Consider the following 26119-nt stretch of genomic DNA (forward strand, 5'->3'; position numbering starts at 1 on the left):
CCGTTGTTCGACTAGCGTAATGGGGGAATTAATACCCCAGCGGGGCGGTGTGCGCGGACGATTTCCGGTGACGCGCGATCAAAGAGCTGCCTGTGTGACCTGCAGGAGCTACCGGCCCGTGTGACCGTGAGAGGGACGACCTGCATGTCCGACGCGACTGCGGCGACCGGTGGCGGCACCGTATCGCTGCGCCTACCGACTGGCGAGCACGAGCTGAAGGTTGTCAATGCCGTCGAGGGTGCTCCCGGCATCGAGCTGGGGAAGCTGCTGGCGTCGACCGGGTACATCACCTATGACCCGGGGTTCGTCAACACCGGGTCGTGTTCCTCGGCCATCACCTACATCGACGGCGACGCCGGGATCCTGCGCTACCGCGGCTACCCGATCGAGCAGCTCGCCGAGCGGTCCAGCTTCCTCGAGGTCTCGTACCTGCTGATCTACGGCAACCTGCCGACCCAGGCCCAGCTGGACGACTTCACCCAGAAGATCAACCGGCACACCCTGCTGCACGAGGACCTCAAGCGCTTCTTCGACGGCTTCCCGCGTGACGCGCACCCGATGCCGGTGCTGTCCTCCGCGGTGTCCGCGCTGTCCACCTTCTACCAGGACTCGCTCAACCCGTTCGACGAACCGAACGTCGAGCTGTCCACGGTCCGGCTGCTGGCCAAGGTGCCGACGCTGGCCGCGTACGCCTACAAGAAGTCCATCGGCCAGCCGTTCCTGTACCCGGACAACTCGCTGGGCCTGGTGGAGAACTTCCTGCGGATGACGTTCGGCCTGCCGGCCGAGCCGTACGAGGTGGACCCCGAGGTCGCCAAGGCGCTGGACCTGCTGTTCATCCTGCACGCCGACCACGAGCAGAACTGCTCCACGTCGACGGTGCGCCTGGTCGGCTCGTCCGAGGCGAACCTGTTCGCGAGCATCTCGGCCGGCATCATGGCGCTGTTCGGGCCGCTGCACGGCGGGGCGAACAGTGCCGTGCTGGAGATGTTGAACGGCATCAAGGCCGACGGCGGCGATGTCGCGAACTTCGTCAGCCGCGTGAAGAACAAGGAAAAGGGCGTGCGCCTGATGGGCTTCGGCCACCGGGTGTACAAGAACTACGACCCGCGCGCCAAGATCATCAAGCGCACCGCGGACCAGATCCTGGGCAAGCTCGCGCCGAACGACGAGCTGCTGGACATCGCGAAGCGCCTCGAGGAGACCGCGCTCTCGGACGACTACTTCATCGAGCGCAAGCTCTACCCGAACGTCGACTTCTACACCGGGCTCATCTACCGGGCGCTCGGGTTCCCGACGCAGTTCTTCACGGTGCTGTTCGCGCTCGGCCGGCTGCCCGGCTGGATCGCGCACTGGCGCGAGATGATCAACGACCCGCAGACCAAGATCGGCCGCCCGCGGCAGATCTACATCGGCGAGAAGGAGCGCGAGTACACCGCGATCTCCGAGCGCTGAGTTCGGGTTTCGACGGCGCGTCCCCGGTTGGGGGCGCGCCGTCTTTTTTTGCGGCTTGCGGTCGTGGTCGGTGGGTGTGGCTGCTGGGTGCGGGTCGACGGTGGTGGCCGTGGCGCCTGCGTGAAGGGGCTGGTCGTGTGGCCACCAGTGGTGCCTGCACGAATGGTCCGGTCGCGCGGTCACCGGCGGCGCTTGCACGAACGGTCCGGTCGCCCAGCCACCAGCGACGCCCGCGTGAAGGCTCCACTCACGCGGACCCACCAACGGCGCCCGCACGAACGGTTCGGTCGCACGGCCACCGGCGGCGCCTCAAGGAAGGGGTCACTCGCGCGGTCGCCAGTGGCGCCCGCGCGAAGGCCTCACTTACGCGGACAGTCCGCGGCGCCCGCACGAAGGGTCCACTGGCACGGTCACCAGTGACGCCTCAGTGAGCGGTCCGGTCGTGCGGTCACCAGTGGCGCCCGCGCGAACTGCCCACTCGCACGGCCGCCAGCGGCGCTCGCACGAACGCTTCAGTCGTGCGGCTGCCAGTGGCGCCCGCGCGAACGCCCCACTCGCACGATCACCACCCGCGCCCGCGCGAACGCCCCACTCGCACGATCACCACCCGCGCCCGCGCGAACGCCCCACTCCCACGGTCACCACCCGCGCCCGCACCAACGCCCCACTCGCGAGGCCACCACCAACCCGAACCACCCATCTACCGCGAAACCGGACACCCGTTCCCCTCCCGGGGCGAATTCTCGCTGTACAACCGGCCGATCAGGTACGCACACGTGGGCACCCCGTCCACCCCGTCGAGCCGGCTGATGTTGGTGATCGTCAGGATCGCCAGGCTGCGCTCGTTCGCGATCCGCGACTCCCGGAAGCTGATCTCGCCCGTCGCGCCCTGGAAGGTCATCTCGCGGAACTGCTGGGCCACCGCGGCGCGGTTCGGGGCCTCGGCGCCCGCCGGGAGCGGCAGGCGACGCGCGGCGTCGACGAAGAAACCGGCCGCGTCGTAGAGCCCGCCGACCCGCTCGCCGGCCCACGGGGTCGTCGGCGCCTCGTCGGGCGGCAGCTGCGCCAGGTCCTTCCGCAGCCCCGAGTATCCGGCGCAGAACGCGTCCAACGCAGGCCCGCCACCGGGCAGCGAACCGGGCCGTCCGTCCACACACGCCTGCCCCCCGAGCACCACCGGGCTGCCCATGCCGACGTACGAGATCGGAACCCCGTTGAGCTCACTGCGGTTCCGGTCCGGCGCGTGCGCCACGAACCGCGACACGGCGTCATCCGCCACGATCCGCGGCAACTTCGCCGGCTCCACACAATTGCTGCGCACCGTCCGCAGGAAATCACCGAACTCGGTCTCCCGCCCGGCGTAGAACACGATCTCCCGGCTCCGGTCGGCCCCATCGGCGCACAGCGACGGCAGCTCACCGACCGTCGCGGCCCACCCCTGGGTCCGCACCTCGACGCCGGTCAGCTTCTGCTGCACCACGTCGACCAGCGTGGTCACGTAACTGTTCTCCGGGGCCAGCCGCGGGTGGTAGATCGTCACCTTCGGCGCGTGCACGTACTGCGCGTACCCGGCCAGCAGCTCGGCCTGCTTCGCGTTGTCCGGCACCAGCTGGAAATACAGCGGGGACTCGTCGGCCAGCCCGACCGCCGTCAACGTCGTCCCCAGCGCCGGGATCCCGTGCGCCCCCAGCACGGCGATCGCCGACTCGGTCTGCGCGACGCTGCGGTCGAATCCCAGCACACCGAGGATCCCCGGCTCCCGCTCCAGCAACGGCACCAGCATGTCCCGCGTGACCACGTCCGCGGCCGACATCCCGGTCCCGCCGTTCGCGACGATCACCCGCAGCAGCGGTTTGACGTTCGACGAGGGGTCGTTCTGCTCGCGCTGCCGGATCACCACACCTTCCAGCTCCTCGGCGACCGCGTGCGCCGTGGCCGGTGAGTTCTCGTTGTTCGTCAGGCCCGCCAGGTACACCAGGCTCACGTACGCCCGCCCCGGGCTGGCGCGGTGCAGCTCCTCGGCCTTCGCGTTCTCCGCGAACACCGACAGCTGCGCCCGCCGCAAGCGTTCGTTGTCGCCGAACACCTGCCGCGCGTTGTCGCTGTAGCCGACGCACTGCCCGTCCACCACCTTCGTCGCCACGCCCGCGGACAACCCGGCCCGGAAGAACGAACAGTCCGCGCCCCAGTACCGGTCCACGGACACCGCGACCGGCGCGAGACCGGCCGCCAGCAGCACGACGACGGCCAGCTCGATGACCCCGCGCCGGGCGATCCGCGGCGGCGGGGGCGGCCCGGACTGGCGGTCCTCCCACACGCTCGCGTCCTCCGGCAGCCGGGCCTTCGCCGTCGCACGGGGCAGGTCGATGAACAGGTACCGCGCGTCACGCGCCAGCATCTGCCGACGGCCGGGCAGGCGGCGCTTCCACGACGCCCATGCGCGCGTGGCGCGGTCGGCCGGCTCGATCCCGGCCCCGGACTCCGCCGGAGGCGGCGGGCGTTCGTCGCTGGCGGTGACGATCAGCAGCGGGTCGAGGTCGCCGGTCTCGTTGCGGACCTCGTTGATCAGGCGGAGCAGTTCCCAGCCGCCGTTGGCTTCGGTGACGTTGTCGAGCAGCACGGTGACGTACGCCGTGCGACGCCAGCCTCGCCGCCGGGGCAGGAACCGCAGCCGCCGCCGTCGGTAGGCGTCCCGCAGGTCTTGCAGGAACGCGTGCACGAGCAGTTTCTTGAGCTGCTCGGGGTTCTCGGAGCCGAGCCGGTCGCGCGTGAGGCGTTCGGCGAAGCCCAGGAAGTCCGCGGAGTGGCGAGGCACCATGAACGGCTGGCGCATGAACCAGCGGCTTTCCCGGCCCAGGCCGGGCACGCGGTGCCGGCCCCACCGGAAGCCGAAGTAGCGCACGATCCACCACGCGATGCTCAGCACGAGCTTGCTCCAGCCGCCCGCCGGCACCTGGTCGACCGCCGCGTCCGCACCGCCCGGCGCGCGCTGCCCGCTCCAGTCCCGCAGCATCCGCACGACCGGCCGGTCGCCCTTGCCCTCCGGCCGCGGCAGGGGACGTTCGGTGAGCCACGTGACGAGCCGGTAGTGGTCGAACCGTTTGAGGTGGCCGCGGCCGAACGCGTCCGCGCCGAGGCGGTCGTGCAGTTCCTCCAGCAGGGGCAGGATCGCGGTGGTGCGCACGGCGTCCGCGTCGAGGTAGGCGTGCGGCACCTGCCGCAGCTCGAGGTCGAGCTGCGCGCCCAGCCGCGGCAGGAACCGGGGCGAGCCCGGCCGCCGGAGCAGGCACACCAGCGGCAGCGGCACGTCGCCCCGGACCCGCAGCTCCGGGTCCCGCTTGCTCAGGCCCGGGCGCCGGTACAGCGTTCGAACGAGGTCGACGAGGGCGTGTGCGCCCTCGAACACGGGGTTCTCCGGTGACTGCCGCACAAGATCTAGACGCACGCAGCGTCATGGACGTTCCCGCACCCGTAGTCACCGCGCCGGATTGACCCGGATCGCCCAGAGCCGGACGCCGTGCGGACCGCGGTGTTATGGTTTCGGCACGATTGCCGCGGGCCGGATCACGAAGCCGGGCGGCGAGCCGGACCGCGTCTTCAGCCCGTTCTGCCGGACTCGGTCCACTGTGGACCGATGGGGTGGGGGTGCGGGATCGAGCCGCTGTGGCCGTCGGTGGTGCTCAACGCACGGGGCGCCCGGGCCCGCCGCGCAGCGCTGTCCGCAACTTCACCCGCGTCCCGGTGCGCAACACGGCGTTCCGGTAGATCCGCCCGCTCACCCACGTCAGCACAGCCCCGCACAACACGGTCAGCACCAGCGCCGACGCGACCTCCCAGGGCGCGGCCACCCCGGCCGCGATCCGCCCCGGCATCAGGATCGGCGAGAACACCGGCACCAGCGAAAGCACCTGCGCGCCCAGCGAGTCCGGGTCCTGGATCAGCACGTTGAACCCGGCCACGAAACCCACCGTCAACGTCAGGCTCACCGGCGTCACCACGGACGCGGTGTCCTCCTGCCGCGACACCAGCGATCCGGCGGCGGCGTACACCATCGCGTACAGGAAGAACCCCAGCAGGTACCACAGCAGACCCCAGGCCACCGCCCCGACGGCGACGCCGGACAGCGTCAGCGCGCCGCTCGCCGCGGCCATCGCGAGCCCGGCGACGGCGAGGATCGCCAGCTGAACCAGGCCCACCAGCCCCAGCCCGATCACCTTGCCGAGCATCAGCTGCCACGGCCTCAGCGTCGACAGCAGGATCTCCACGACGCGGCTGGTCTTCTCCTCGACCACGCCCTGCGCGACCATCCCGCCGTAGGCCTGGATGCCGAAGAACAGCAGGAACACCACCACGAGCCCGATCGCGAGGCGCTGGTCGCCGTCGGCGTCGCGGGGCTGGAGTTCGTCCACCTCGACCCGCGCCGCGGTCACCTCGCGCATCACCTGCGCCGGATCCAGGTCGGCCTCGAGGAGCTTCGCGTTCAGCACCTGCTGCTGCGCGATCCCGTTGAGCACCGCCCGCAGTTGCTGGTCCAGGTCGGACTTCACGACCACGCGCAGGTCGGCGGCGCTGCCGGACAGGACCGCGTCGAGGTCGCCGTCCCGCACCTGCCGGGTGCCCTGCTCGACACCGGCGACGGGCACCGTTTCGACGTCCTCGCCGACCGACGCGGCCGCGGTCCGCAGCTGGTCCGCGATGCCGGTGGTCTGCCCGGCCAGCCCGATCCGCGTGGTGTTGGCGCCGCTGATGAGCGTCGCCTGCAGCAGCAGGTACCCGCCCAGCACCACCAGGATCACCACGGTCCCCACCAGGAACGACCGCGTGCGCAGGCGCGTGTTCAGCTCCCGCCGGGCGACCAGTGCGACGCCCGTCAGCGGTGGGACGGTCATGACGGGCTCCCCGTGACCACGTTCCGGAACAGCTCGGCCAGGCTCGGCCGCCGCCACCGGAATTCTCGCACCGGTCCCGCGGCCAGCGCCGCCGACAACACCGTCTGATCGTCGACGCCCGGTCCGAGCGACAGCACGGTCCGCCCGGACTCCGCGGCCACCACCCGCACCCCGGGCAGCTCGGGCGTCCAGCCCGGCGCGGCGGACACGACCAGGTGCGCGCCGGCCGGGGCGGTCAGCTCCGCCACCGTCCCGCACGCCACCATCCGTCCCTTCTGGACGATCCCGACCCGGTCGCACAGCCGCTCGACCAGATCGAGCTGGTGACTGGAGAACACCACCGGCACCCCGGACGCGGCCTTCTCCCGCAGCACGTCGCTCATCACGTCCACCGCGATCGGGTCCAGGCCGGAGAACGGCTCGTCCAGCACCAGCACCGCGGGATCGTGCACGAGCGCCGCGGCGAGCTGGACGCGCTGCTGGTTGCCCAGGCTGAGCTTCTGCACCTCGTCCCGGCGCCGCCCGGCCAGCCCGAGCCGCTCGATCCACGCCTCGGCCGACCGGTGCGCCCGCGCGGTGTCCAGCCCGTGCAGTTCCGCGAGGTACACGAGCTGGTCGGACACCAGCATCTTCGGGTACAGGCCGCGTTCCTCCGGCATGTACCCGATGCGGGTGCGCGTCTCGTGCGTCACGAGCTCGCCGCCGAAGCGCACCTCGCCGCCGTCGGCGGCGAGCACGCCCAGCGCGATCCGCATCGTGGTGGTCTTGCACGCCCCGTTGCTGCCGACGAACCCGAACAGCTCGCCCGGCCCGACCTCGAAGGAGATCCCGTCGAGCGCCACCACGGATCCGTAGCGTTTGGACACCCGGTCGATCGTCAGCGTCGCCGCGGAACCGCTCACAGCGGCCGCAGGGCCGCGTTGAGGTGGTGGGCCAGCTCGCTGAGCAGCGCTTCGGCTGCGACGTCGGCCGTGGCCGGGCGCAGCGAGAGCACGAACGACTGCACCACCAGCAGCACCGAGCGCGCCTGCACCGCCGTGGTCGCGCGCCGGATCGAGCCGTCCCGGTGCCCGGCCTCCAGCAGCGCGACGATGAACTTCTCGCCGAGCCGCTGGGTGCCCCCGAGCCGGTCCAGCACGTACGGCACGACCAGCGCCGTGTCGACGTCGAGGATGGTCCGCATCAGCGGGTCGGCGTTGAGCAGCCGCACGGCCGCCACGGAGCTGCGCACCAGGCGCGCACGGGCGGTCGGGGCGTCGGCCCCGCTCACCGTGGCCTGGTGCAGCAGCGTGCCGAACTCGCGCGTCATCAGCGCCGACAGGACGCTGCGGACGTCCGGGAACCGGCGGTACAGCGTCATCCGGCTGACCTTCGCGGTGCGCGCGATCTCGGCCAGCGTGGTGCGCCGCAGCCCGGACGCCAGGACGCACCGGCGCGCCGCGTCGAGCAGGACGTCGTCCGACACGCGCGCCGCCGTGGGACGCCCGCGGGCGTTCGCGAGCGCGCTGGGGGGCCGGGCCTGACCGATCACAGCGCGACTGTCATCGTCCATCGGCCGCACTGGAGCCCGTTGCCATTGTTGACCACCATGCCTCATGGTTCGCCTGCCCCCACCGGTACCGAGAGTATCGGGAAATCCGGTGTGAGGCGCGGTGCCTTTTGTAGGCGGGCGATATTAGACGATCGGGAACGGGGTCGCGGGCATGACCCGAACGGGTTCACCAGTTACCAGTAGGCGCGACCGCGCGGGAATTCGACCGCACCGCGGAGCGCCTCGCCGCGGTGCATCTTGCCGAAGGCATCCTCGTCGGCGCCGAGGTCACGAACTGCCGAACCCGCTCGTGCGGTCCGGAATGGCCTCGATGACCTCGTCCGGCGATTTCCCGCGGATGCGCGTCCGCGACGCCTGCTCAGGGGGTGATCAGGTAGACCACGCCGCCGGGTCCGCTCGCGACCGAGCCGTCGTCGGTGTACCGCTTGGTGCGTTGCCAGATGTTCTCGAACTGGGCCCGCGGGTACACGGTCCGCACGTTCGCGTTGCTGTTGGCCGCGGGGTCGTTGGCGATCACGTCACCGTTCTCGGTGAACCCGACGACGACCATGATGTGCCCGGCCGTGCCGTAGCCGGCGCCGTCCAGTTCGTCCGCGCGGAAGGACTGGGACGTGATGACCGGGATCCCGCGGGCGATGTAGTCCTCCAGGTCGGCCAGCGAGTGCAGCCGCGTCACGTGCCCGCGCAGCCCGAAGGTCGCCGCGTAGGCGGTGTTGAAGGGCCAGTTCCCGGTGCCCTCGTAGGAGTGGTCGTAGGTGTACCGGGCGGCGTAGTCGATCGTCCGGTCGGGGTAGTCCGCGGGGATCCAGTCCATGTCCTCCTCGCGCGGACGACGGCCCCAGTACTCGACCACCATTTCGGTGGACGCCGGGCTGCACCAGCTTTCGCCGCCGCCGCCGTACTCCGGGAAGTGTCCCTTGTGGATGTTCTGCGCGTGGGCCGGCACCGGCAGCTCGATGCCGGACGCCTTGCCCGGCTTCGAAACCGGCACCTCGAACCGGTCCGGCACGTTCGAGGTCATCGCGCCGACCGCGCTGATCACCGGCATCGCTCCCGTGCCCGGTTCGCGGTAGAGCGAGACCCGCAGGCGGTAGGAGCGCAGCAGGACGCCGGGCTTCATGACGAGCGTGTCGACCGAGACCTGGGCGTGCGCGTCGTCCTGGCCGTCGACGCTGGTGCGTTCGATGTCGCCGTCGCCGCTGGCCCACCGTCCCATCACGTACCACGCGGTCTGCTCGCCGGTGGCGGTGCTGCCCTGCGCCTCCACCTGGATCCAGGTGTGCGGCGGGGTCCGCGCGTTCCACGACGCGATCAGCTCGGTGGCGTCGAACCCGGGCGCGTGGAACGGCGAGGTCCACTGCGACCGCTCGTAGTCCCGCCCGTCGTGGGCGAGCACGCCGGCCGGCACGAACGGGCCCGCGTGGGTCCACTCGTGGTAGTCGATCGCCTCGTCACCGGCGCGGCCGGGCGAGGCGGAAGCGGGTTGGACGGTCACCGTCGCCATCATCGCGGCGGCCAGCACGGCGAGCAATGCGCGGGTCATCCGGAAATTCTCACCCGCGGCGGCCGGTGGCGTAAACCATTCACCGCCGAGAGCGCGCCGCCGCGCTTCGGGAAACGCCCTGGATGCGACCTAGAGGACCGCCTGGGACTGGGTCACCTTCGCGACGAGCTTGCCCGCGTCGTCGTGCAGTTCGGTCTCCACGACGATCACCTTGCGGCCGGCGTGCAGTGGCCGCGCGGTCGCGGTGACGTGACCCTCCCGCACCCCGCGCAGGAAGTTCGTCTTCGACTCGATGGTCGACGTGCCCTGCGCGCCCTCCGGCAGGTTCAGGAACGCGCACACCGCCCCGGTCGAGTCGGCCAGCGCCATCAGCGCACCGCCGTGCAGCACGCTGCCGATGGTGCACAGCGTCGCGTCCCACGCGAGCCGCGCCCGCACGACGTCCTTCGAGTGTTCCAGGACTTCGACGCCGAGCCGCTCCGAGAACGGCATCGACTGGTGGAACAGCGCCGTTCCGGCCTGATCGAGCTCAGTCATGATCCGTTTCTAGCGCACCGGATGCACGACCGACAACTCCGTGTTGTGGTCGCCGGCCACGAGCGCGACCGTCACACCGGGCCCAGTGTCTCGTGTGGACGGTGCAAGGGGCCGATCAGCGGGTGCGGGTACCCGACGGGGCGGGCGACGGCCCCCCGGGAACGTGCGAGACGGCCACCCGCGTCCCGGCGGGCGCGGGTGGCCGTCAGGCGAACGTCAGAAGTGCGTGACGTCGAGTTTTCCTTGCGAGTGGAAGGCGCGCAGCCGCTTCTTGTCGAACTTCCCGACGCTGGTCTTGGGCACCTCGTCGATGAACGTCCAGTGCTCCGGCAGCTGCCACTTCGCGACCTTGTCGGCGAGGAAGTCGCGCAGCTCCTCGGCCGTCACGCTGTGGCCCTCCCGGACCACGACCGCGACCAGCGGCCGCTCGTCCCACTTCTCGTCCGGCACGCCGACCACCGCGGCCTCGGCGACCGCCGGGTGGCTCATCACCGTGTTCTCCAGGTCGACCGACGAGATCCACTCGCCACCGGACTTGATGACGTCCTTCGCGCGGTCGGTCAGCGTCAGGTAGCCGTCCGGGCTGATCTTGCCCACGTCACCGGTGCGCAGCCAGCCGTCGTGGAACTTCTCCGGGTCCGCGCCGCCGTAGTAGCCGCCCGCGATCCACGGGCCGGCGACCTCGAGCTCGCCGACGGCCTCGTTGTCCCACGGCTGCTCGTTGCCGTCGTCGTCGATGAGCCGCGCGTGCACCGACGCCGGGAAGCGGCCCTGCGTGTAGCGGTACTTCCAGGCCTCTTCGCCGGTCGCGCCCGCGGGCGGTCGCGCCACGCTGCCCAGCGGCGACGTCTCGGTCATGCCCCACGCGTGCAGGATCGGCACGCCGTAGCGCTCCTCGAAGGTGTGCATCAGCGCGGGCGGGCACGCCGACCCGCCGACGACCACCTCGCGCAGGTGCGAGATGTCCTGCGGCTCGGCTTCCAGCTGCTGCAGCAGCCCCTGCCAGATCGTCGGGACCGCGCCGGCGAACGTCGGCTTCTCCGAGGCCAGGATCTGCGCGAGCGGCTTCGGCTGCAGGAAGCGGTCCGGCATGACCAGCGAGGAGCCGACCATGAACGCCGCGTACGGCATGCCCCATGACATCGCGTGGAACATCGGCACGATGACCAGGGCGTTGTCGTCCGGCGCGAGCCGCATGCTGTCGCTCATGCAGACCTGCATCGAGTGCAGCCAGATCGAGCGGTGCGAGTACGCGACACCCTTCGGGTCACCGGTCGTGCCGGAGGTGTAACACATCGCGGCCGCCGACCGCTCGTCGATCTCCGGCCAGTCGAACGTGTCCGGCTGGGCGGCCAGCAGCGCGTCGTAGGAGTGCACCTCGACGCCTGCGGGCGCCTCCAGCGTGGCCGGGTCGCCGTTGGCCACGATCACGTGCCGGACCGTCTTCATCTCCGGCAGCTGCTTGGCCAGCAGCGGCACCAGCGAGCCGTCGACCAGCACGACCTGGTCCTCGGCGTGGTTGGCGACGAAGGTCAGCTGTTCGGGGAAGAGCCGGATGTTGAGCGTGTGCAGCACCGCGCCCATCGCGGGGATCGCGAAGTAGGCGGCGAGGTGCTCGGCGTTGTTCCACATGAACGTGCCGACCCGCTGGTCGCCGGTGATACCGAGACTACGGAGCGCATTCGCCAGTCGCGCCGCGTGACGACCGAGATCGGCGTACGTCTCGCGGCGCGGCCCGTGGTCGGTCCACGTGGTCACCTGGCTGGTGGCGTGCACCCGGCTGCCGTGTTTCAGCAGGTCAGCCAGGGAGAGATGTCCGTCCTGCATGGTGCTCAACATGGCCACTCCCGCGCGGTGATGTTCGACGATGAACGTGCTTGCGGTCACTCTAAGTGGAAGACGCGGCTGGTCGCCAGGACTGATCGCCCCCGCCCCGACCGGGGGTTTCCGCGCGTGTCGAGGTCGCGGCATCGGCCCAGGTGGCGTTTACTTGGCGCGTGGACCAGACGGCCTGGCCAGCGCTTGCGTGAGCAAGCACCTCGCTGGGTGCCAGCCGTCGCCGCGAGAGCGGATATCCGACACACGGAAGGACAACTACGTTGGCTCTGCCCACGTTGACCCCGGAGCAGCGTGCGGAGGCCCTGGCCAAGGCGGCCGAGGCCCGGAAGGCTCGCTCCGAGCTGCTCGCGTCGATCAAGTCCGGTCAGCAGTCCATCGACTCGGTGCTGGCGAAGGCCAAGGACGACAAGACGATCGGCAAGACCAAGGTCACCCAGCTGCTCAAGGCGGTGCCCGGGCTCGGTGCCGTGAAGGTCGCCGCGCTGCTGGAGAAGGCCGGGATCGACCCGGACCGTCGGGCCGGGGGCCTCGGCGAGCGCCAGCGCGCGGCGCTGATCGACGCACTCAAGTAACGCGTTTCCGCAGGTCGGCCAGGAAGTGTTGCGCGAGTGACACTTCCGCACGCCGCTGCCTGAGCGGGCGCACAATGGGGGTGTGGATGCCGCAGAGCTGATCGAGGACTACACGCCCGGCGACTTCTGGTTCGCCACATCACGGCACACGATCTTCGGATCCGGCTCCCGGCTGACGTTCACCGACACCGACGTGTCGGCGCTCAGTGACGAGGTCCCGGCCGCGCTGGCCGGGAACCCGGGGTCGCTCGCGGTCGGTGTTCTGCCCTTCGACACCACCGCGACCCCCGGGTACCTCGTGGTGCCCGAAACCGTGCAGGTCACGGGCCCGGCGCATCCCGCCGCGGCCGGTCTGCCGCGGTTGACCATCGACGGCCCGGCGGCCGTGCGTGCCGTGCCGGAGCCGGTCGGGCACGTCGAAGCGGTCGCCCGTGCCGTGCGGGCCCTGCCGGATCGGGGGCTGCGCAAGGTCGTGCTGGCCCGCGCCCTGGACCTGGAGTTCCCGGCCGGCGTGCCGGTCCGGTCGGTGCTGCACAACCTGGTCAAGGACAACCCCCACGGCTACACCTTCGCCGCCGCGCTGCCCGGTGACCGGTCGCTGATCGGGGCGACACCGGAGCTGCTGCTGTCCCGCAGCGGCCGCCGCGTCGTGTCGCACCCGCACGCCGGGTCGGCTCCCCGGTCCGCGGACCCGGTCACCGATCGGGAGAACGCCGAGCGGCTCGCGTCCTCCCGCAAGGACCACGTCGAGCACGCGGTGCTGAGCGAGGCGATCGTGGAGACGCTGCGGCCGTTCTGCCGCAACCTGCACGTGCCGAGCAGCCCGTCGCTGGTGTCGACGCCGACGATGTGGCACCTGAGCACGATGGTGACCGGTGAGCTGGTCGATCCGGACGTCACCGCGCTGCACCTGGCCGGAGCCCTGCACCCGACCCCGGCGATCTGCGGGTCGCCCACCGAGGAGGCGCGGCAGCTGGTCGGCGAGCTGGAGCCGTTCGACCGCGGTTACTACGCCGGGACGGTCGGCTGGATGGACGCCCAGGGCGACGGCGAGTGGGCCGTGTCGATCCGCTGTGCCGAGGTGTCCGAGTCGCGGCTGCGGCTGTACGCGGGCGGCGGGATCGTGCCCGCGTCCGATCCGAAGGCCGAGCTGGACGAGACGTCGGCCAAGTTCCAGACGCTGCTGCGGGCTATGGGGTTGGACCTGTAGTCCACCAGCGCTCGCTGACCTCGAGGTCGTCACCGGCCAGGACGGCGATCGCCGCCCGGTAGCCCTCGCCGGGGTCGAGATCGGCCAGCCGGGTGTGCGCGGGGTGGAGCTCCGGATCACCCGAGGCGACCAGGCGCGGCGGCTCGTCCGGACCGGCGAGCGTGATGCTCCGCAGCGGGATCTTCAGCCCGCGCCCGGTGGCCTTCATCAGGGCTTCCTTGCCGCACCAGTACCGGAAGAAGGCAGCGGACCGCTCGGTGCCGGACAGGCCGTCCAGCGCCTGCCGCTCGGTCTCGTTCAGGGCGTAGGCGATGAGCGAGTCGTCCGCCTGGCGGGTGGCGGTCTCGACGTCCAGCCCGACCGGAACGCCGCGGGTCACCGCCACCCCGATCCGTTCACCGGAGTGCGAGATGGACAGCTCGAACCCGGCGTCGGGCACCCGCGGCCTGCCGTGCGGCTTGCCGCAGTCGTCGCAGGTCGCGTCGAACGCGACGTCGCCGGGTGCGCGTCCGAGCAGCTCACCGGCCACGGTCTTGGCGAGCACCCGCCCGGTGAGGAACCGCCGCCGGTCGATCTCCTGCCGGTAGGCCTGGTGCCGGCCGCGTTCGACGTCGTCCAGCAGGGCGAGGTACCGGGGGTCGTTCGGCAACGGGGTCGCCCACCACACCGAGCACTCGATCACGGTGTCAAACGTACGCTGTCCGCGAACCGGGCCGCGAGGAGTGGATCTCGTCCCTACCGTCGACGCCGTGACCGAGATTCGAGTGAACGGGGTCGACCTCGCCTACGACGAGGCGGGCGCGGGACCCGCCGTGGTGTTCGTGCACGCCGGCGCGGCGGACCGGCGCCTGTGGAACCACCAGTTCGCGGCCCTCGCGGACGGGTTCCGGGTGATCCGCTACGACCAGCGCGGGTTCGGCGAGTCGGGGGACGCGCCCGGCGACCACCACCACTACCGCGACCTGCTGGGGTTGCTGGACGCCCTCGACGTGGATCGCGCGGCCCTGGTCGGGTGCTCGATGGGCGGGTCGTACTCGATCGAGGCCGCGCTCGCCGCGCCGGAGCGGGTCGCCGCGCTGGTGCTGATCTGCTCCGGGCTGTCCGGCCACGAGTGGCCGGAGTCGATGCGCGAGCGCGCGGCCCGTGAGGTGCACAGCGCGGTCCCGGCCGAGCGGTTGCGCGCCTACGCCGCTCGCACCCGGGAGCCCGACCCGGCCGACGTGGAGGCGATGGCGCGCGCCCAGGCGCGGTTCCTCGTGCCGGAGCCCGGCGAGCTGGTCCTGGACATGCTTCGCGGCGTCTTCCGGCGCACCTGGACCGGGCCGCAGCGCACCGAACGTCATTTGGAGCCGGCGCCGGTGCACCGCCTGGGTGAGGTCGCCGCACCCACCCTGGTGATCAACGGCTGTCGCGACGTGTCCGAGATCCAGCGGGTGTCCGACCTGCTCAGCGGGGGTATCCGCGGAGCACGACGGGTGGACCTGCCGGACGCCGGGCACCTCCCGCCGGTGGAACGGCCGGAGCAGGTCACGGCCGAACTGCGCGCGTTCCTGACCGAACGGCATTCCGGTCGCTGACCGCGTGCGCTAGCCTTGAGCTAAGCAAGCGCTTAGTAGGAGGGCCGAGGATGGACTTCAGCTTGAGCACCGAAGAGCGGGAAGTGCGCGACTGGGTGCGCACGTTCGTCCAGCGCGAGCTGATGCCGCTCGAACAGGAGGTGCTGCGCCGCGAGCGCCGCAACGAACCGGGTCTGACCTCGGACGAGCTGACCGCGCTGCAGCTCAAGGCCAAGGAGTCCGGTTTCTGGGGTGTGCAGACCCCGGAGGAGTACGGCGGGATGGGGCTGTCGGCCGTCATGACCGCCCTCCTCGAGGCCGAGCTGGGCCGCACGTTCGTGCCGTTCCGCTTCGGCGGCGCCGCCGACAACATCCTGTTCCACGCGAACGACGAGCAGAAGGAGCGGTACCTGCTGCCGACGATCGCGGGCGAGCGCAAGTCGTGCTTCGCGATCACCGAGCCGGGCGCCGGCTCCGACGCCAAGAACATCCGCACCTCCGCCCGCAAGGACGGGGCGGACTGGATCATCAACGGCGAGAAGACCTTCATCACCGGCGGCAACGAGGCCGACTTCGTGATGGTGTTCGCGGTCACCGACCCGGAGAAGGGCGCCAACGGCGGGGTGACCTGCTTCCTCGTCGACCGGGACATGGGCTGGAAGTCCGAGCCGATCGACACGATGGGCGAATGGGGGCCGGCGTCCCTGGTCTTCGAGAACGTGCGCGTCCCGGCGAGCCAGATCCTCGGCGAGGAGGGCCGCGGTTTCGAGCTGGCGATGCAGTGGATCGGCCGCGGCCGCTACCTGCTCCCGGCCCGCGCCATCGGGTCCTGTGAACGGCTCATCTCGATGGCGATCGAGCACGCCAACACGCGGGAGACGTTCGGGGCGCCGATCGCGACCCGGCAGGCGATCCAGTGGATGATCGCGGACTCCGGTGTCGAGCTGGAAGCCCTGCGGTGGCTCGTGCTGCACGCCGCGTGGCAGGTGGATTCCGGAATGGACTCCCGGCACGCGCAGTCGATCGCGAAGCTGTACGGCGGGCAGAAGGCCAACGAGATCGTCGACCGCGTGCTGCAGATCCACGGTGGCATGGGTTACACCCGGGAGCTGCCGATCGAGCGCTGGTACCGCGAACTGCGGCTGCTGCGCATCTACGAGGGCACCGACGAGATCCAGCGGCGCACGATCGCCCGCAACCTGCTGAAGGGGCACGTCAAGATCAGCGGCGCGCTGGGCTGAACACAACCCTCAGGGCCGCCCCCGGAAACCCTTCCGGAGGCGGCCCTGAGGTATTCCGACAGGTGTTTCAGGATTTGTTCGCGGCGTCCCGCAGTGCGCGCGGCGCCCCGGCCAGGTCCTCCTCGTTGCAGAGGAGCTTCAGGTCGTAGTACGGCGCGCCTTCGCGGTCGTCGTAGTCGAGGTGGATGGAGACCACATCCACCGGCTCGCCCAGCCATTCCTGTGCCGACTTCAACCACTTCGCGCACCGCTCGAGTGCGGTCGGCAGGTCGTCGTCACGGAACTGGACGGGGCGGTAGGGCACATCGTGTACATGATCCTGAGGGTGAGACGGAGCCGGGAGTCCCAGTGCGAGACCCGACTCGTCCAATTCCAGTTGGATCGTTCGCTCAGTCACCCTTCGAGGGTCCCTCAGCCCGGCCGAGTCGGCAAGACCCCAGCTAGGGCCGTATGCGCCACACCCGGGTGGCGACCTCGCGGGCCCGTCCGGCGGCGGTGTCGCCGTCCGGCGCCGGGCTGCCCAGCATCCGCAGCGCGAGCTGGGCATATCGGGCGGCGAGGCGGTCCAGCGGCAGTGGACCACGTGGCGAATACCACCGGGCGACGCCGGTGCACATCTCCAGCAGGGCGAGCCTGGTCACGGCCGGTTCGGGCGCGTCGAACACGCCGGCCGCGACCCCCTCGTCGAGGATGCCGGCCCAGATGGCCTCGTACTCGTCCCGCAGGCCGACGACCCGCCGTCGCGCGGCGCGGGACAGGGCGGCGACCTCGTTGTCCACCACCCGGGTCTCGTCCGGCTGCGCGGCGTGGGCCATCACGTGCAGGGTGACCAGCGCGGACAGGCGGCCCGGCGGGTCGTCGAGGTCGGCGAGCGTCTCGCGGGCGGCCAGCAGGAGCCGGTCGAGGCACTCGCGCATGATCTCGACGAGCAGGTCCTCCTTCGTGCCCATGTAGTGGTAGAGGCTCGCGCTCGAGATCTTCGCGGCCTGGGCCAGGTCCCGGATGCCGGTGCCGTGGAACCCCTTGGCGGCGAACAGTTTGACCGCGGCGCGGCGGACCCGTTGCTCGGTGGTCAGAGCCATGTGCCGGCCGCCCGGTCGTAGGTCGGTGCGTCGTGCTCGGCGAGCTTTCCCTTGGCGATGCGTTCGGAGGGCGTGCGGGGCAGGTCGTCGGCGAAGGCCCAGTAGCGGGGGACCTTGAAGTAGGCGAGCTGGGTGGCGCAGAACCGGGCCAGCTCGTCCGGGGTCGTCTCCCGGGCCGGGACGATGAAGGCCTTGACCTCTTCGCCGCGCAGGTCGTCCGGGACGGCGATCACCGCCGCGAGTTCCACGGCTGGGTGCAGCAGGAGGGCGCGCTCGACCTCGTCGGCGGAGATGTTTTCGCCGCTGCGGCGGATCATGTCCTTCGTGCGTCCCACGTAGTGGACGCGGCCCTCGGTGTCCATTGTGGCCAGGTCGCCGGTGTGGAACCAGCCGCCCGCGAACGCGCGGGCGGTGGCCTCGGGGTCGTCGTGGTAGCCGTGCATGAGGCCGACGCCGCGGATGAGCAGTTCGCCGGTTTCGCCGCGGGGCAGCGGCCGGCCGGTCTCGTCGGCGATCATCACCTCCCGCTCCCGGATGGGGCGGCCGATGCGGCCGCTGCCCGGACGGTGGTCGCCGGGTCGGTCGCGGATGTCGCCGCCGGTCTCGGTCATGCCGAACGCCTCGTACCACGGCACGCCCCAGCGGTGTTCCAGGTCGGCGTGCAGGTCGCGGGGGATCGCGGAGGCCATGACCGAGCGGACGCGGTGCCGGCGGTCGTCGTCGTGCCTGGGCTGGCGCAGCAGGAGCGTGGGCATGAGGCCGAGGCAGTAGAACCAGGTGACCCCGTGTTCGCGGACCTTGGCCCAGAAGGTGCTGGGGTGGAACCGGTCGAGGACGACGAGGGTGGCGCCGGCCGCCAGTCCCGCCGCGACGTTCCACTGTGGATCGATGTAGTGGAACGGCTGGGCGGTGAGGATGGTGTCCCGCTCGGTGAGGGACGGGAAGTCGTCGACGAGGCTGCGGGCGAGCGTGGTCCAGTAGCGGTGCGGGAGGACGCAGCCCTTGGGGGCGCCGGTGGTGCCGGAGGTGTACTGGATGTTGGTCGGCGCTTCGCTCACCGCTCGGTGGTCCGGTGGGTCGCCGGCGGGGAGTTCGTCCGGGGTGAGGACTCGTTCGAGGCCCGTGCTGCGGAGGAGGCCGGTGAACTCGGGCGCGGCGACGGCGAAGCGGGCGCCCGAGTGGCGCAGGACGTGGCCGCCGTCGAGTTCGCGGTAGTTGGTGTTGACGGGCACGAGGACCGCACCGAGCTTCGCGAGGGCGAGCCAGAGCAGCGGGAAGGCGGGTTCGTTGCGCAGCATGACGGCGACGCGGTCACCGGGCCGCGCCCCGAGTTGCGCGAGGCCGCCCGCGAGGCGGTCGGTTTCGCGGTCGATGTCGGTGAAGGTCAGGCGGGTGCCGGTCTGGTCGAAGAGCCAGGCGGTTTTGTCCGGCCAGTTCCCGGCAGCGCGCCGCACGAGGGCGACGAGGTCGTCGGGGATCGTGCCGGGAGGCGTCTCGGGGGTGTGGCGGGCGGCGTTCATGCGCGGCTGCCGAGGGCGTTGTCCGGCAGGTGCTCGGTGATCAGGGCGTGGCTCACCTCGAGTTCGAGGGCCTGCTCGAGGGCGCTGTCGATGCCGGCGTCCAGCGCGCGTTTGGCCAGGGTGGTCGCCGGGTGGGCGGGGATGCGGCGGGCCCAGTCGAGCGCCGTGCGGTGCACATCGGGGACGACGGCGTTGACCAGGCCGAGTTCGAGGGCGCGGTGCGCGTCGATGCGGTCGCCCAGCAGGAGGAGTTCCTTGGCCTTGAGCGGTCCGACGAGGAGGGGCAGCAGGCGGGATGCCGCGCCGGTCACGCTCAGCCCGAGGCCGGCCTCGGGGAACGCGAAGACGGCGTCCTCCGCGGCGAGGACGAGGTCACACCCGAGTGCGAACTCCGCCCCCGCGCCGATGGCGTACCCGTGTACCGCCGCGATGACGGGCTGGGGAAGCGCCCGCAGGCGGCGCGTGACGTCCTGGAGGCGCTCGATGCGGGCGCGGGAGTCGCCGGCCGGGGTGTCCTTGAGGTCGTGGCCGGCGCAGAAGGCGCGCCCCCGCCCCGCGAGCACCACCGCGCGGCTGTCCGGTACCCGGTCCAGCGCGGAGAGCAACTCATCGACCAGCGCAGGCGCGACGGCGTTGAGCCGGGCCGGCCGGTTGAGCCAGAGGCAGGCGACGTCATCGACGAACTCGAGTTCCACCGAGGTCATGAGGGGGAGGGTAATCGATCGATCGATCGGTTGGATAGGTGCGGCGGGCGCCCTGTCGGTTCGGTGGGTTGTGCTGCTCTGCGCTGGGTTGGGTTGTGCCGCTCGGGGCGGCGGGGGTGGGCCTTGCCGCTCGCTCGGTGGTGGGTTGGGTTTTGCCGCTCGTCTCGGGGGTTCTGGACCGAGCCATTCGCACCGCGGCGGGCTGGGCCTTCCCGCTCGTCTCGGGGTGTGCCGGACCCAGCCACGCGGGCTGGGCTTGCCGCTCGCTCTGCGGTGGATTGGCGGTTGCCGCTCGTCCCAGGGTGTGCCGGACCTGGCCACGCGCGCGAGTGCGGGCTGGGCCTTGCCACTCGCCTTGCCGTGGACAGCGTGAAGGCGCGCTGGCTCGGGGAGGCTCGCCGTGCCGCGGACATTGCGAAGGCGCGCGCCCGGCCGGAAGGCTCGGCCTCGCTGCTCGGTAGCCGTGGATAGGCGGAGGCGCGTGCCGGCCGGGGGGAGGCTCGGCTCTCCTTTGCCGTGGACAGTGCGAAGGTGCGCGGCGGCCGATCGGCGCGGCCTCGCCGTGGGCCGGACGAAGGCGCACCGAGCCGTCGGCCTCGGCCTGCCGCTCGTCTCAGTCCAGGCCCTCGCCTGCGGCTCGTCTCAGTCCAGCCACTCGCCCGCGGCTGGCCATGTTCCCAAGGCACGTCCGTCACCCGAGCCGGGCGCCGCACGAACCTCCCACTCGTGCTGTCGCGAACGGGTCATCCGGCCGCACACGAGCGTCTCCGTGGAGGGTGGATGAGCACGTATCCGTGTCTCGCCCGCCCACGGACCGGCCGCCGCATGAACGGTCCCTTCGCGCCTTCACGGGTGGCCCTTCCGGTGGCCGGCGAAGGCGCCGCTGCCTCACAAATGAATGGACCACTCGTCCTCCAGTGCAGTGGCTCACCCACCTACCCAGAGAGCCATCGGTTCCGTCGATGCATCAACCGCCGGCGCTGCGCGAACGGTCCACTCACGGCTTCACGAGCGGACCTTTCGTCGACCCACGAGAGGGCCACCCGCCCGGCGATGACGTTCCCAGCGGATCTCTCACGACAGGACCAACCGTCGCAACGCCCGGGTTCTGCACGCGACAGAGCCGCTCGTGGCATTGCGAAAGTCCCATCCGCGAGTGTCCGACCACCGCCGGTCAGGTGAGTTCGCGGCGCAGTTCGTCCAGGCGGTCGGCGACGTCGGCTGTGCTGGCGGGCGCGAAGTGCAGCAGCTGGTCGTCGTAGTGGGGTTTGGTCAGGATGGTCCAGCGGCCTTCGGCGTTGTCGTACACCCGCAGCGGGAAGCGGGCGTGCCGCGGCTGCCCGCTGTGGTCCCGCACTTCCGCGTGCAGCTCCGCGATGAGGTACGGCTCGAGCGAGGCGAGGTAGTCGGCGCGCTGGACGGCCCGGCTCGGGCGGGTGCCGTTCAGCTCCGCCTGGCGGGCGCCGCGGACCTCGCTCCGCAGGACGGTCAGCGACGGTTCGGGCGACTTCCGGACGTCCTTCGGCAGAACGTCCGCGAGCACCTGGCTCAGACGGTCACGCCGGAACATGCGCAGCGCGACCTCCTGGTCCTGCCGCACCGCGACGACCCCGAAGTGCGCATTCGCGGCGACGAGGGTGGCCAGGTTGACGCCGGTCGTGGTATCCGACACCCAACCGAAACGCGCCTCGTCCGGGGTGCTGAGCAGGCGCGCGACGTCGGCGAAGGTCGGCTCGTCGCGGGTGGGCACCTGGTAGCGCGCGAGGGCGGCGTCGGCGGCGCGGTTGAACGCGGCCTGCGCCTGGTCGGGGCGCCACACGGCCTGCGGGGCGAGCGCGATGTGCAGTTCGGTGCCGGTGACCCTGGCGACCATGGCCGCGAGGAGGTCGACCTGGAACCGTTCCGGTTCGGCGAGCCACATGGCTTACTGACCCAGAACCGGTGGCGACACCGTCATGCCCGTGATCGGGTCGACGGCCTTCTCGCCCTCCGCGGTGAGCTGGAAGTGCTCATCCTCGTCCACAATGTACTTCCGCTGGTGCTCGGCGTCGTCTTCGCCCTTGCCACGGTTGCCGCCTCCGGCGCCCACGCCGCCCGGGCTCCCGGCCGACCCGGGCCGGCCCGCCGCCCCGCCACGGGCGAACGACTCGCCCGCCGCGGAGTTCCCGGCACCGAAGCGCTTGCCCTCGCTGAGGGGGTTGCCGCCGCTGCCACCGGGTCCAAACCCACGAGCGCCGCCCGCGCCGCTCCCGATCGAGCCGCCGCGACCGTACGAGCCACCGCCGGCACCGAAGCGCCCCGCGGCCGAGCGTCCGCCGCTCGGAGTCGCGCCGCGATAGCCGGTGTTGTTCCCGTAGCCGCCGGGCACGCCGTACGGGCCGGGTGCCCCGTAAGCGCCGCCGGGGCCGCCCTGCTGGGGCACGTTCGGGCCGTACCCACTCGCACCGGCCGGCGGCGTCCAAGCAGCATCCGACGCCACGGTGCGCCCGTCGGCGGGCACCTGACCGGCCGGCGCCTGGTAGGGCAGGCCACCCGACAACGACGAGGTCCCCCCAGTGACCGCGCCGCCGCCTCGGGAGGCACCCCCAGCGCCCCCGAGGTCAGGCCCGCCGCCGGTGGCCCGGCTGCCCACATCGGGCCCGGGCGGTGCCGAGCCCTGCGACACGCCGAGAACGCCTGCGTCGAGGGTGCCGTAGGTGGTGGGCATCTTCGAGCCATTGTCACCGGAGGTGACGGACCACGTCTGCATGGCCTCGGTGTTCTGCTTGGCGGCCGCGTTGGCCGCGGCGACCTTGGCCATCTGGCTCCAGCCGCCGTGGGAGTCTCCGATCAGATCCTTGAGCGCCGGCGGAGTCTGTGGAATTTCGGGAACCGGGACGACCCGGTTCTTCGTGTCGAAGAAGGCTTGGCACTGGTTCTCGATGAGACTGCTCGCCGTGCCCATGGCGGTGGCCGCATCGGCGTGGGACGCGGCAAGGTTGCGGACACTTCGCGAGGCGGCGTCGGCGGCGCCACCGGTCCAGCCTTCCTGCATCATCCCGGACAGCGAGCTTATCTGCCGACTGCGGACCTCGTACTTCTTCATGACCTTCTGCAGGTTGTTCTGCGCCTGCTGAAGGCCGCCCGGCCCTGTCGCATTCTGGAAGTTCTCGTAAATCTGCTGGGCCGTCATCCCGCTGAGCGATGCGGTCGAGCCCAATACGGCGCCGGTCATCAACGCTCCCCTGTTTTGATCGTCGAGATGATCCGTTGAGCAACGTTCGTCGTGGCCTTGCAGTTGTCCTTGTCCGCCTGCCCGGTGACGGCGACTGTCAGCAGCATCTCGTCGTTGATCCCGACGCTGAGGTCACACCGGCCCTGTGGACGCGTGTCGGCCATGCCGTTGAAGACTCCGGGGTATCCGTCGACCGAAGTGGGTTCGAAGTAGCCGCCGTCGAACGTGCCGGCCGCATCCTGGTCGTAGACGTTCTGGATGCCGTTTTTTGTGTCCGGAATCGCGTATGCGACTTGAATCTTCCATTCGAGATTGGCGCCGAACTTCCAGTCGCAAGTCTTGATCGTGCCGATTCCCACGTTCTGTTCGGTGCCCTGTCCTCCGATGCCGAGCTGGTCGCTCTGCTCGGCCGTGAGGCTCGCGCAGGGGTGATCGACGAGGTTGCCGGGATCGAGTGGGGCCGGCACGGCCGGCGCGCGTTCCCCCGTCGACGCGGAGCGAGCCGAAGCGGAGCTGCTGCCTGGAAACGTGCCGGTCGCTCCGCCATTCGAGCAGGCGGCGACTGTGAGCACTGCGGTGCTCATCAGGAGCGTGCCGGTCAAGGTCCTGATCTTGCGCACTTGTTCCCCTACTGGTAGAGCCCGCTGCCGTCGGGAGTGTCAGGGGCGCCGTACAGCCCCTTCAAGGCTGTGTCGTCCTGCTCTCGGTAGGTGCCGTTCGCCTTCCTGAGTGTGTCGATCCAGAGCTGAGCGTAGTTACGCAGATTCGCGTTGTGTTCGATGGCCGCCCGAATCGATGCACTGATCTGGCGCGCGTTGTTCTGTGCCGGCGCGTCCGCGGACGGGGCGGCGGTGACCTGGGCCGCCATCTGCAGTTGCAGCTGGTCGTCGTCGAGCCCGTCGCGCAGTTCCTCCCACTTGGGGATCAGCGCCTCGATCTGCTCGGGGTCGAAGCGGTACCCCGCGCCGCCCACGGAGCTCAGCCCGGCGCCCACCGTGGGGCCGATCGGGGTCGCCCTGTTGCCCTCGGTCATCTGTTCCCTACCCCCTGTGCGGAACGCAGTTCAAGGAGAGCCTAGCGCGTCTGGATCATGCTTGGCGTCCGGTTGGCGGAGATCGCCGCTTAGCATGGGCTCATGCCGGTACGTGAAGCCGAGGTCGCGGACGCCCAGGAGATCTGCTCGCTCATCGAGGAGCACGCCCGATTCGAGGGCAACGACACCCTCACCCTGGACCGCGCCGAGATGACCAAACACCTCTTCGGCCCGGAGCCCAAGGCCTGGGTGCTCATCGCGGAGCCGCCGGGTGAACCCGTCGTCGCCGGGATGGCGTTCTGCTCGTGGAACTTCTCCACCTGGGAGGGCCGCCCGGGCATCTGGCTGGACGACCTCTACATCCGCCCCCGGTACCGCCGCCACGGGCTCGGCAACGAACTGCTCACCGCGTTGCGCGCGCGCACCGACGGGCGCATCGAGTGGGACATGCAGGAAGGCAACGACCGCGCCGCCGCGTTCTACGGTCAACTCGGCGCTCAGCCGGTGCCCGGATGGATCCGCTACCGCTGGTCACCGACGAGTTAGGCAAGGCTGACTCACGCCGCGAGCGCACGTAGAGTTATCCGCATGCCTGACAGTCCGCACCGCTCATCCTCCTCGTCGATCGAGGACTACATCCGGGTCATCTACGGCCTGGTCGAGCGCGGTGAGGCCGTCACCAACACGACACTGGCCGGGCGCCTCGAGGTGAGCCCCTCGTCGGCGTCGGGCATGGTCACCAAGCTCGCCCAGCAGGGGCTCGTCGAGCACGTTCCGTACCGGGGCATCGAACTGACCCCCGACGGCAGGCTCCTCGCGCGCGGCGTGCTGCGGCGGCACCGGCTCATCGAGACCTACCTGGTCCAGGAACTCGGCTACACCTGGGACGAGGTGCACGCCGAGGCCGACGCGCTCGAGCACGCGGTCTCCGACCGGCTCGTCGAGCGCATCGCGGCCAAGCTCGGCAACCCCGTCCGCGACCCGCACGGCGACCCCATCCCGGCGGCCGACGGCAGCGTCGAGGAGGTGCCGACGCGCCTGCTCGATGAGATGGAGCCCGGTGCGGTGGGGCAGATCGTGCGGGTGTGGGACACCGACCCGGACATGCTGCGGTACCTGGCCGACCACGCGATCGCCCTGGGGGAGCGGATCGAGGTGGTGGAGCGGCAGCCGTTCGGCGGGTCGCTGGTGGTGAAGGTGGGGTCCGGGCCCGGGGCGGTCACGCACGCGCTGGGCAAGGAGATCGCGCAGGCGTTGAGCGTCGCCGTGTTCTGACGCCGCGGTGGGTGGCACGGGGAGGTCACCGCCGAGCGACGGTGCGCTCCTCGACGTAGGCGGGAGAGTCGACATCCGGCGGACGCGGTGACCGTCGTCGCACCGGCACCATTTCCCCATGACTGACAAACCATTCCGCTTCGGCGTCGTCGCCGGTCCGGCGGGCACCCTCGAAGACTGGACCGGCCTCGCGCGTCACACCGAGGGGCTCGGTTATGACACGTTCCTCTCGCCAGACCCGCAGGCCGGCCTCGACCCCTTCACCCTCCTGTCGGCGGCCGCCGCGGCCACCACCACCCTGCACGTCGGCACGTTCGTCGCCGTCAGCAAGCTCCGCGACAAGCGCCTCCTGGCCTGGCAGGCGGAAAGCCTGCACAAGATCACCGGCGGACGGTTCGAACTGGGGCTCGGCACCGGGCGGCCGGACGCCGCCGGGCCGCTCGCCCGCCTCGGCATCGAGTTCGGCACCCCGGGCGAACGGTTCGCGCAGATCAGCGACACCGTCGACCACCTCAAGACGCACGCCGACCGCCCGAAGCTCCTCCTCGCCGCGGGCGGCCCGAAGATGATGGCCCTCGCCGGGCGCGAAGCCGACATCGTCACCATGGCCTGGTGGCCCCGCGCCACCGAGGACGAGGCCCGCGACATGGTCCGGCCCGTCCGCGAAGCCGCCGGGGACCGTGACGTCGAACTGGCGATGAACCTCCTCGCCGTCGGCGACGAACCGGCCCCGTGGCTGGAGAAGTACATCGGCACGACCGTCGCCGAGCTGGCCGCGGGCGGCTCGGTCAGCGTCCTGCCCGGCACACCGCAGCAGGCGGCCGACACGCTCCTGCGCCGGCGGGAGACCCTGGGGATCTCCTACATCACCATCAACTCCGGTTACGCCGACCGGTTCGCCCGGGTCGTGGAACTGCTCAAGGGCCGCTGACGCCA

Annotated in this window: 24 protein-coding genes; 8 read left to right on the forward strand and 16 right to left on the reverse strand. The window is 71.0% G+C overall.

What is annotated here, in order from left to right:
• Nucleotides 1-144 precede the first annotated feature (144 nt).
• Nucleotides 145-1455 carry a citrate synthase gene (locus FB470_RS14905; RefSeq protein ID WP_306992068.1) on the forward strand — a complete coding sequence of 437 codons (1311 nt, stop codon included), beginning with the start codon at nt 145-147 and terminating at the stop codon, nt 1453-1455.
• Nucleotides 1456-2155: 700 nt separating this feature from the next.
• On the opposite strand, the gene FB470_RS14910 is transcribed toward FB470_RS14905, so the two are convergent.
• The 7 genes from FB470_RS14910 to FB470_RS14940 all read right to left on the reverse strand — a co-directional run bounded on the left by FB470_RS14910 (nt 2156) and on the right by FB470_RS14940 (nt 11776).
• Nucleotides 2156-4861 (reverse strand): type 1 periplasmic-binding domain-containing protein, encoded by a 2706-nt coding sequence (locus FB470_RS14910; protein WP_306992070.1) that lies wholly within the window; start codon nt 4859-4861, stop codon nt 2156-2158.
• A gap of 274 nt (nt 4862-5135) precedes the next feature.
• On the reverse strand, nt 5136-6344 hold the full coding sequence (locus FB470_RS14915) for an ABC transporter permease (RefSeq protein ID WP_306992072.1): 1209 nt from the start codon (nt 6342-6344) through the stop codon (nt 5136-5138).
• Complete coding sequence (locus FB470_RS14920; protein ID WP_306992075.1) at nt 6341-7210, reverse strand: ABC transporter ATP-binding protein; 870 nt, start codon at nt 7208-7210, stop codon at nt 6341-6343. Before FB470_RS14920 ends, FB470_RS14915 begins: the two co-directional genes overlap by 4 nt.
• 32 nt (nt 7211-7242) lie before the next feature.
• Nucleotides 7243-7896 carry a TetR/AcrR family transcriptional regulator gene (locus FB470_RS14925; RefSeq protein ID WP_306992077.1) on the reverse strand — a complete coding sequence of 218 codons (654 nt, stop codon included), beginning with the start codon at nt 7894-7896 and terminating at the stop codon, nt 7243-7245.
• A gap of 358 nt (nt 7897-8254) precedes the next feature.
• A complete protein-coding gene (locus FB470_RS14930) occupies nt 8255-9439 on the reverse strand; it encodes a peptidase C39 family protein (RefSeq protein ID WP_306992079.1) in 1185 nt (394 codons plus the stop codon).
• Nucleotides 9440-9529: 90 nt separating this feature from the next.
• Nucleotides 9530-9937: a PaaI family thioesterase gene (locus FB470_RS14935; protein ID WP_306992081.1), complete on the reverse strand. Its 408-nt coding sequence runs from the start codon at nt 9935-9937 to the stop codon at nt 9530-9532.
• 216 nt (nt 9938-10153) lie between these two features.
• Entirely contained in the window at nt 10154-11776 is a 1623-nt protein-coding gene (locus FB470_RS14940; protein WP_306992082.1) for a long-chain fatty acid--CoA ligase, read from the reverse strand.
• Nucleotides 11777-12036: 260 nt separating this feature from the next.
• Between FB470_RS14940 and mihF the strand changes: the two genes are divergently transcribed.
• Nucleotides 12037-12348 carry an integration host factor, actinobacterial type gene (mihF, locus tag FB470_RS14945; protein WP_167103949.1) on the forward strand — a complete coding sequence of 104 codons (312 nt, stop codon included), beginning with the start codon at nt 12037-12039 and terminating at the stop codon, nt 12346-12348.
• A gap of 82 nt (nt 12349-12430) precedes the next feature.
• On the forward strand, nt 12431-13558 hold the full coding sequence (locus tag FB470_RS14950; RefSeq protein WP_306992085.1) for an isochorismate synthase: 1128 nt from the start codon (nt 12431-12433) through the stop codon (nt 13556-13558).
• Here FB470_RS14950 and FB470_RS14955 read toward each other — a convergent pair.
• The gene (locus tag FB470_RS14955; protein ID WP_306992087.1) at nt 13539-14240 is read right to left on the reverse strand and encodes a 4'-phosphopantetheinyl transferase family protein; all 702 of its coding nucleotides are present in this window, start codon (nt 14238-14240) and stop codon (nt 13539-13541) included. The genes FB470_RS14950 and FB470_RS14955 overlap by 20 nt on opposite strands.
• Before the next feature lie 67 nt (nt 14241-14307).
• On the opposite strand from FB470_RS14955, the gene FB470_RS14960 reads away from it, so the two are divergent.
• Entirely contained in the window at nt 14308-15135 is an 828-nt protein-coding gene (locus FB470_RS14960) for an alpha/beta fold hydrolase (RefSeq protein WP_306992090.1), read from the forward strand.
• 50 nt (nt 15136-15185) lie between these two features.
• Entirely contained in the window at nt 15186-16355 is a 1170-nt protein-coding gene (locus tag FB470_RS14965; RefSeq protein ID WP_306992091.1) for an acyl-CoA dehydrogenase family protein, read from the forward strand.
• 67 nt (nt 16356-16422) lie between these two features.
• Here the strand turns inward: FB470_RS14965 and FB470_RS14970 are convergent, their stop codons facing one another.
• From FB470_RS14970 to FB470_RS15005, 8 genes are all read right to left on the reverse strand, one after another.
• A complete protein-coding gene (locus FB470_RS14970; protein ID WP_306992093.1) occupies nt 16423-16752 on the reverse strand; it encodes a hypothetical protein in 330 nt (109 codons plus the stop codon).
• Between the two features lie 43 nt (nt 16753-16795).
• Nucleotides 16796-17437: a TetR/AcrR family transcriptional regulator gene (locus FB470_RS14975; protein WP_306992094.1), complete on the reverse strand. Its 642-nt coding sequence runs from the start codon at nt 17435-17437 to the stop codon at nt 16796-16798.
• Complete coding sequence (locus FB470_RS14980; RefSeq protein ID WP_306992095.1) at nt 17428-18957, reverse strand: AMP-binding protein; 1530 nt, start codon at nt 18955-18957, stop codon at nt 17428-17430. The genes FB470_RS14975 and FB470_RS14980 overlap by 10 nt, the downstream gene beginning before the upstream one ends.
• The gene (locus FB470_RS14985; protein WP_306992097.1) at nt 18954-19661 is read right to left on the reverse strand and encodes an enoyl-CoA hydratase/isomerase family protein; all 708 of its coding nucleotides are present in this window, start codon (nt 19659-19661) and stop codon (nt 18954-18956) included. The genes FB470_RS14980 and FB470_RS14985 overlap by 4 nt, the downstream gene beginning before the upstream one ends.
• A gap of 1174 nt (nt 19662-20835) precedes the next feature.
• Entirely contained in the window at nt 20836-21582 is a 747-nt protein-coding gene (locus FB470_RS14990) for an ESX secretion-associated protein EspG (protein WP_306992098.1), read from the reverse strand.
• Between the two features lie 3 nt (nt 21583-21585).
• Entirely contained in the window at nt 21586-22875 is a 1290-nt protein-coding gene (locus FB470_RS14995; protein ID WP_306992100.1) for a hypothetical protein, read from the reverse strand.
• Entirely contained in the window at nt 22875-23477 is a 603-nt protein-coding gene (locus tag FB470_RS15000; RefSeq protein ID WP_306992102.1) for a DUF3558 family protein, read from the reverse strand. Before FB470_RS15000 ends, FB470_RS14995 begins: the two co-directional genes overlap by 1 nt.
• 26 nt (nt 23478-23503) lie before the next feature.
• Nucleotides 23504-23908, reverse strand: coding sequence for a hypothetical protein (locus tag FB470_RS15005; RefSeq protein WP_306992103.1), 405 nt, complete (start codon nt 23906-23908; stop codon nt 23504-23506).
• Nucleotides 23909-24010: 102 nt separating this feature from the next.
• Here FB470_RS15005 and FB470_RS15010 point away from each other — a divergent pair, with 102 nt between their 5' ends.
• From FB470_RS15010 to FB470_RS15020, 3 genes are all read left to right on the forward strand, one after another.
• Nucleotides 24011-24454 (forward strand): GNAT family N-acetyltransferase, encoded by a 444-nt coding sequence (locus tag FB470_RS15010; RefSeq protein WP_306992105.1) that lies wholly within the window; start codon nt 24011-24013, stop codon nt 24452-24454.
• A 42-nt stretch (nt 24455-24496) separates the two neighbouring features.
• On the forward strand, nt 24497-25183 hold the full coding sequence (locus tag FB470_RS15015; RefSeq protein WP_306992107.1) for a metal-dependent transcriptional regulator: 687 nt from the start codon (nt 24497-24499) through the stop codon (nt 25181-25183).
• Between the two features lie 118 nt (nt 25184-25301).
• Nucleotides 25302-26114 (forward strand): LLM class flavin-dependent oxidoreductase, encoded by an 813-nt coding sequence (locus FB470_RS15020; protein WP_306992109.1) that lies wholly within the window; start codon nt 25302-25304, stop codon nt 26112-26114.
• The last annotated feature ends 5 nt before the right edge of the window (nt 26115-26119 follow it).

The sequence above is a fragment of the Amycolatopsis thermophila genome (genome assembly GCF_030814215.1).
GTDB lineage: Bacteria > Actinomycetota > Actinomycetes > Mycobacteriales > Pseudonocardiaceae > Amycolatopsis_E > Amycolatopsis_E thermophila.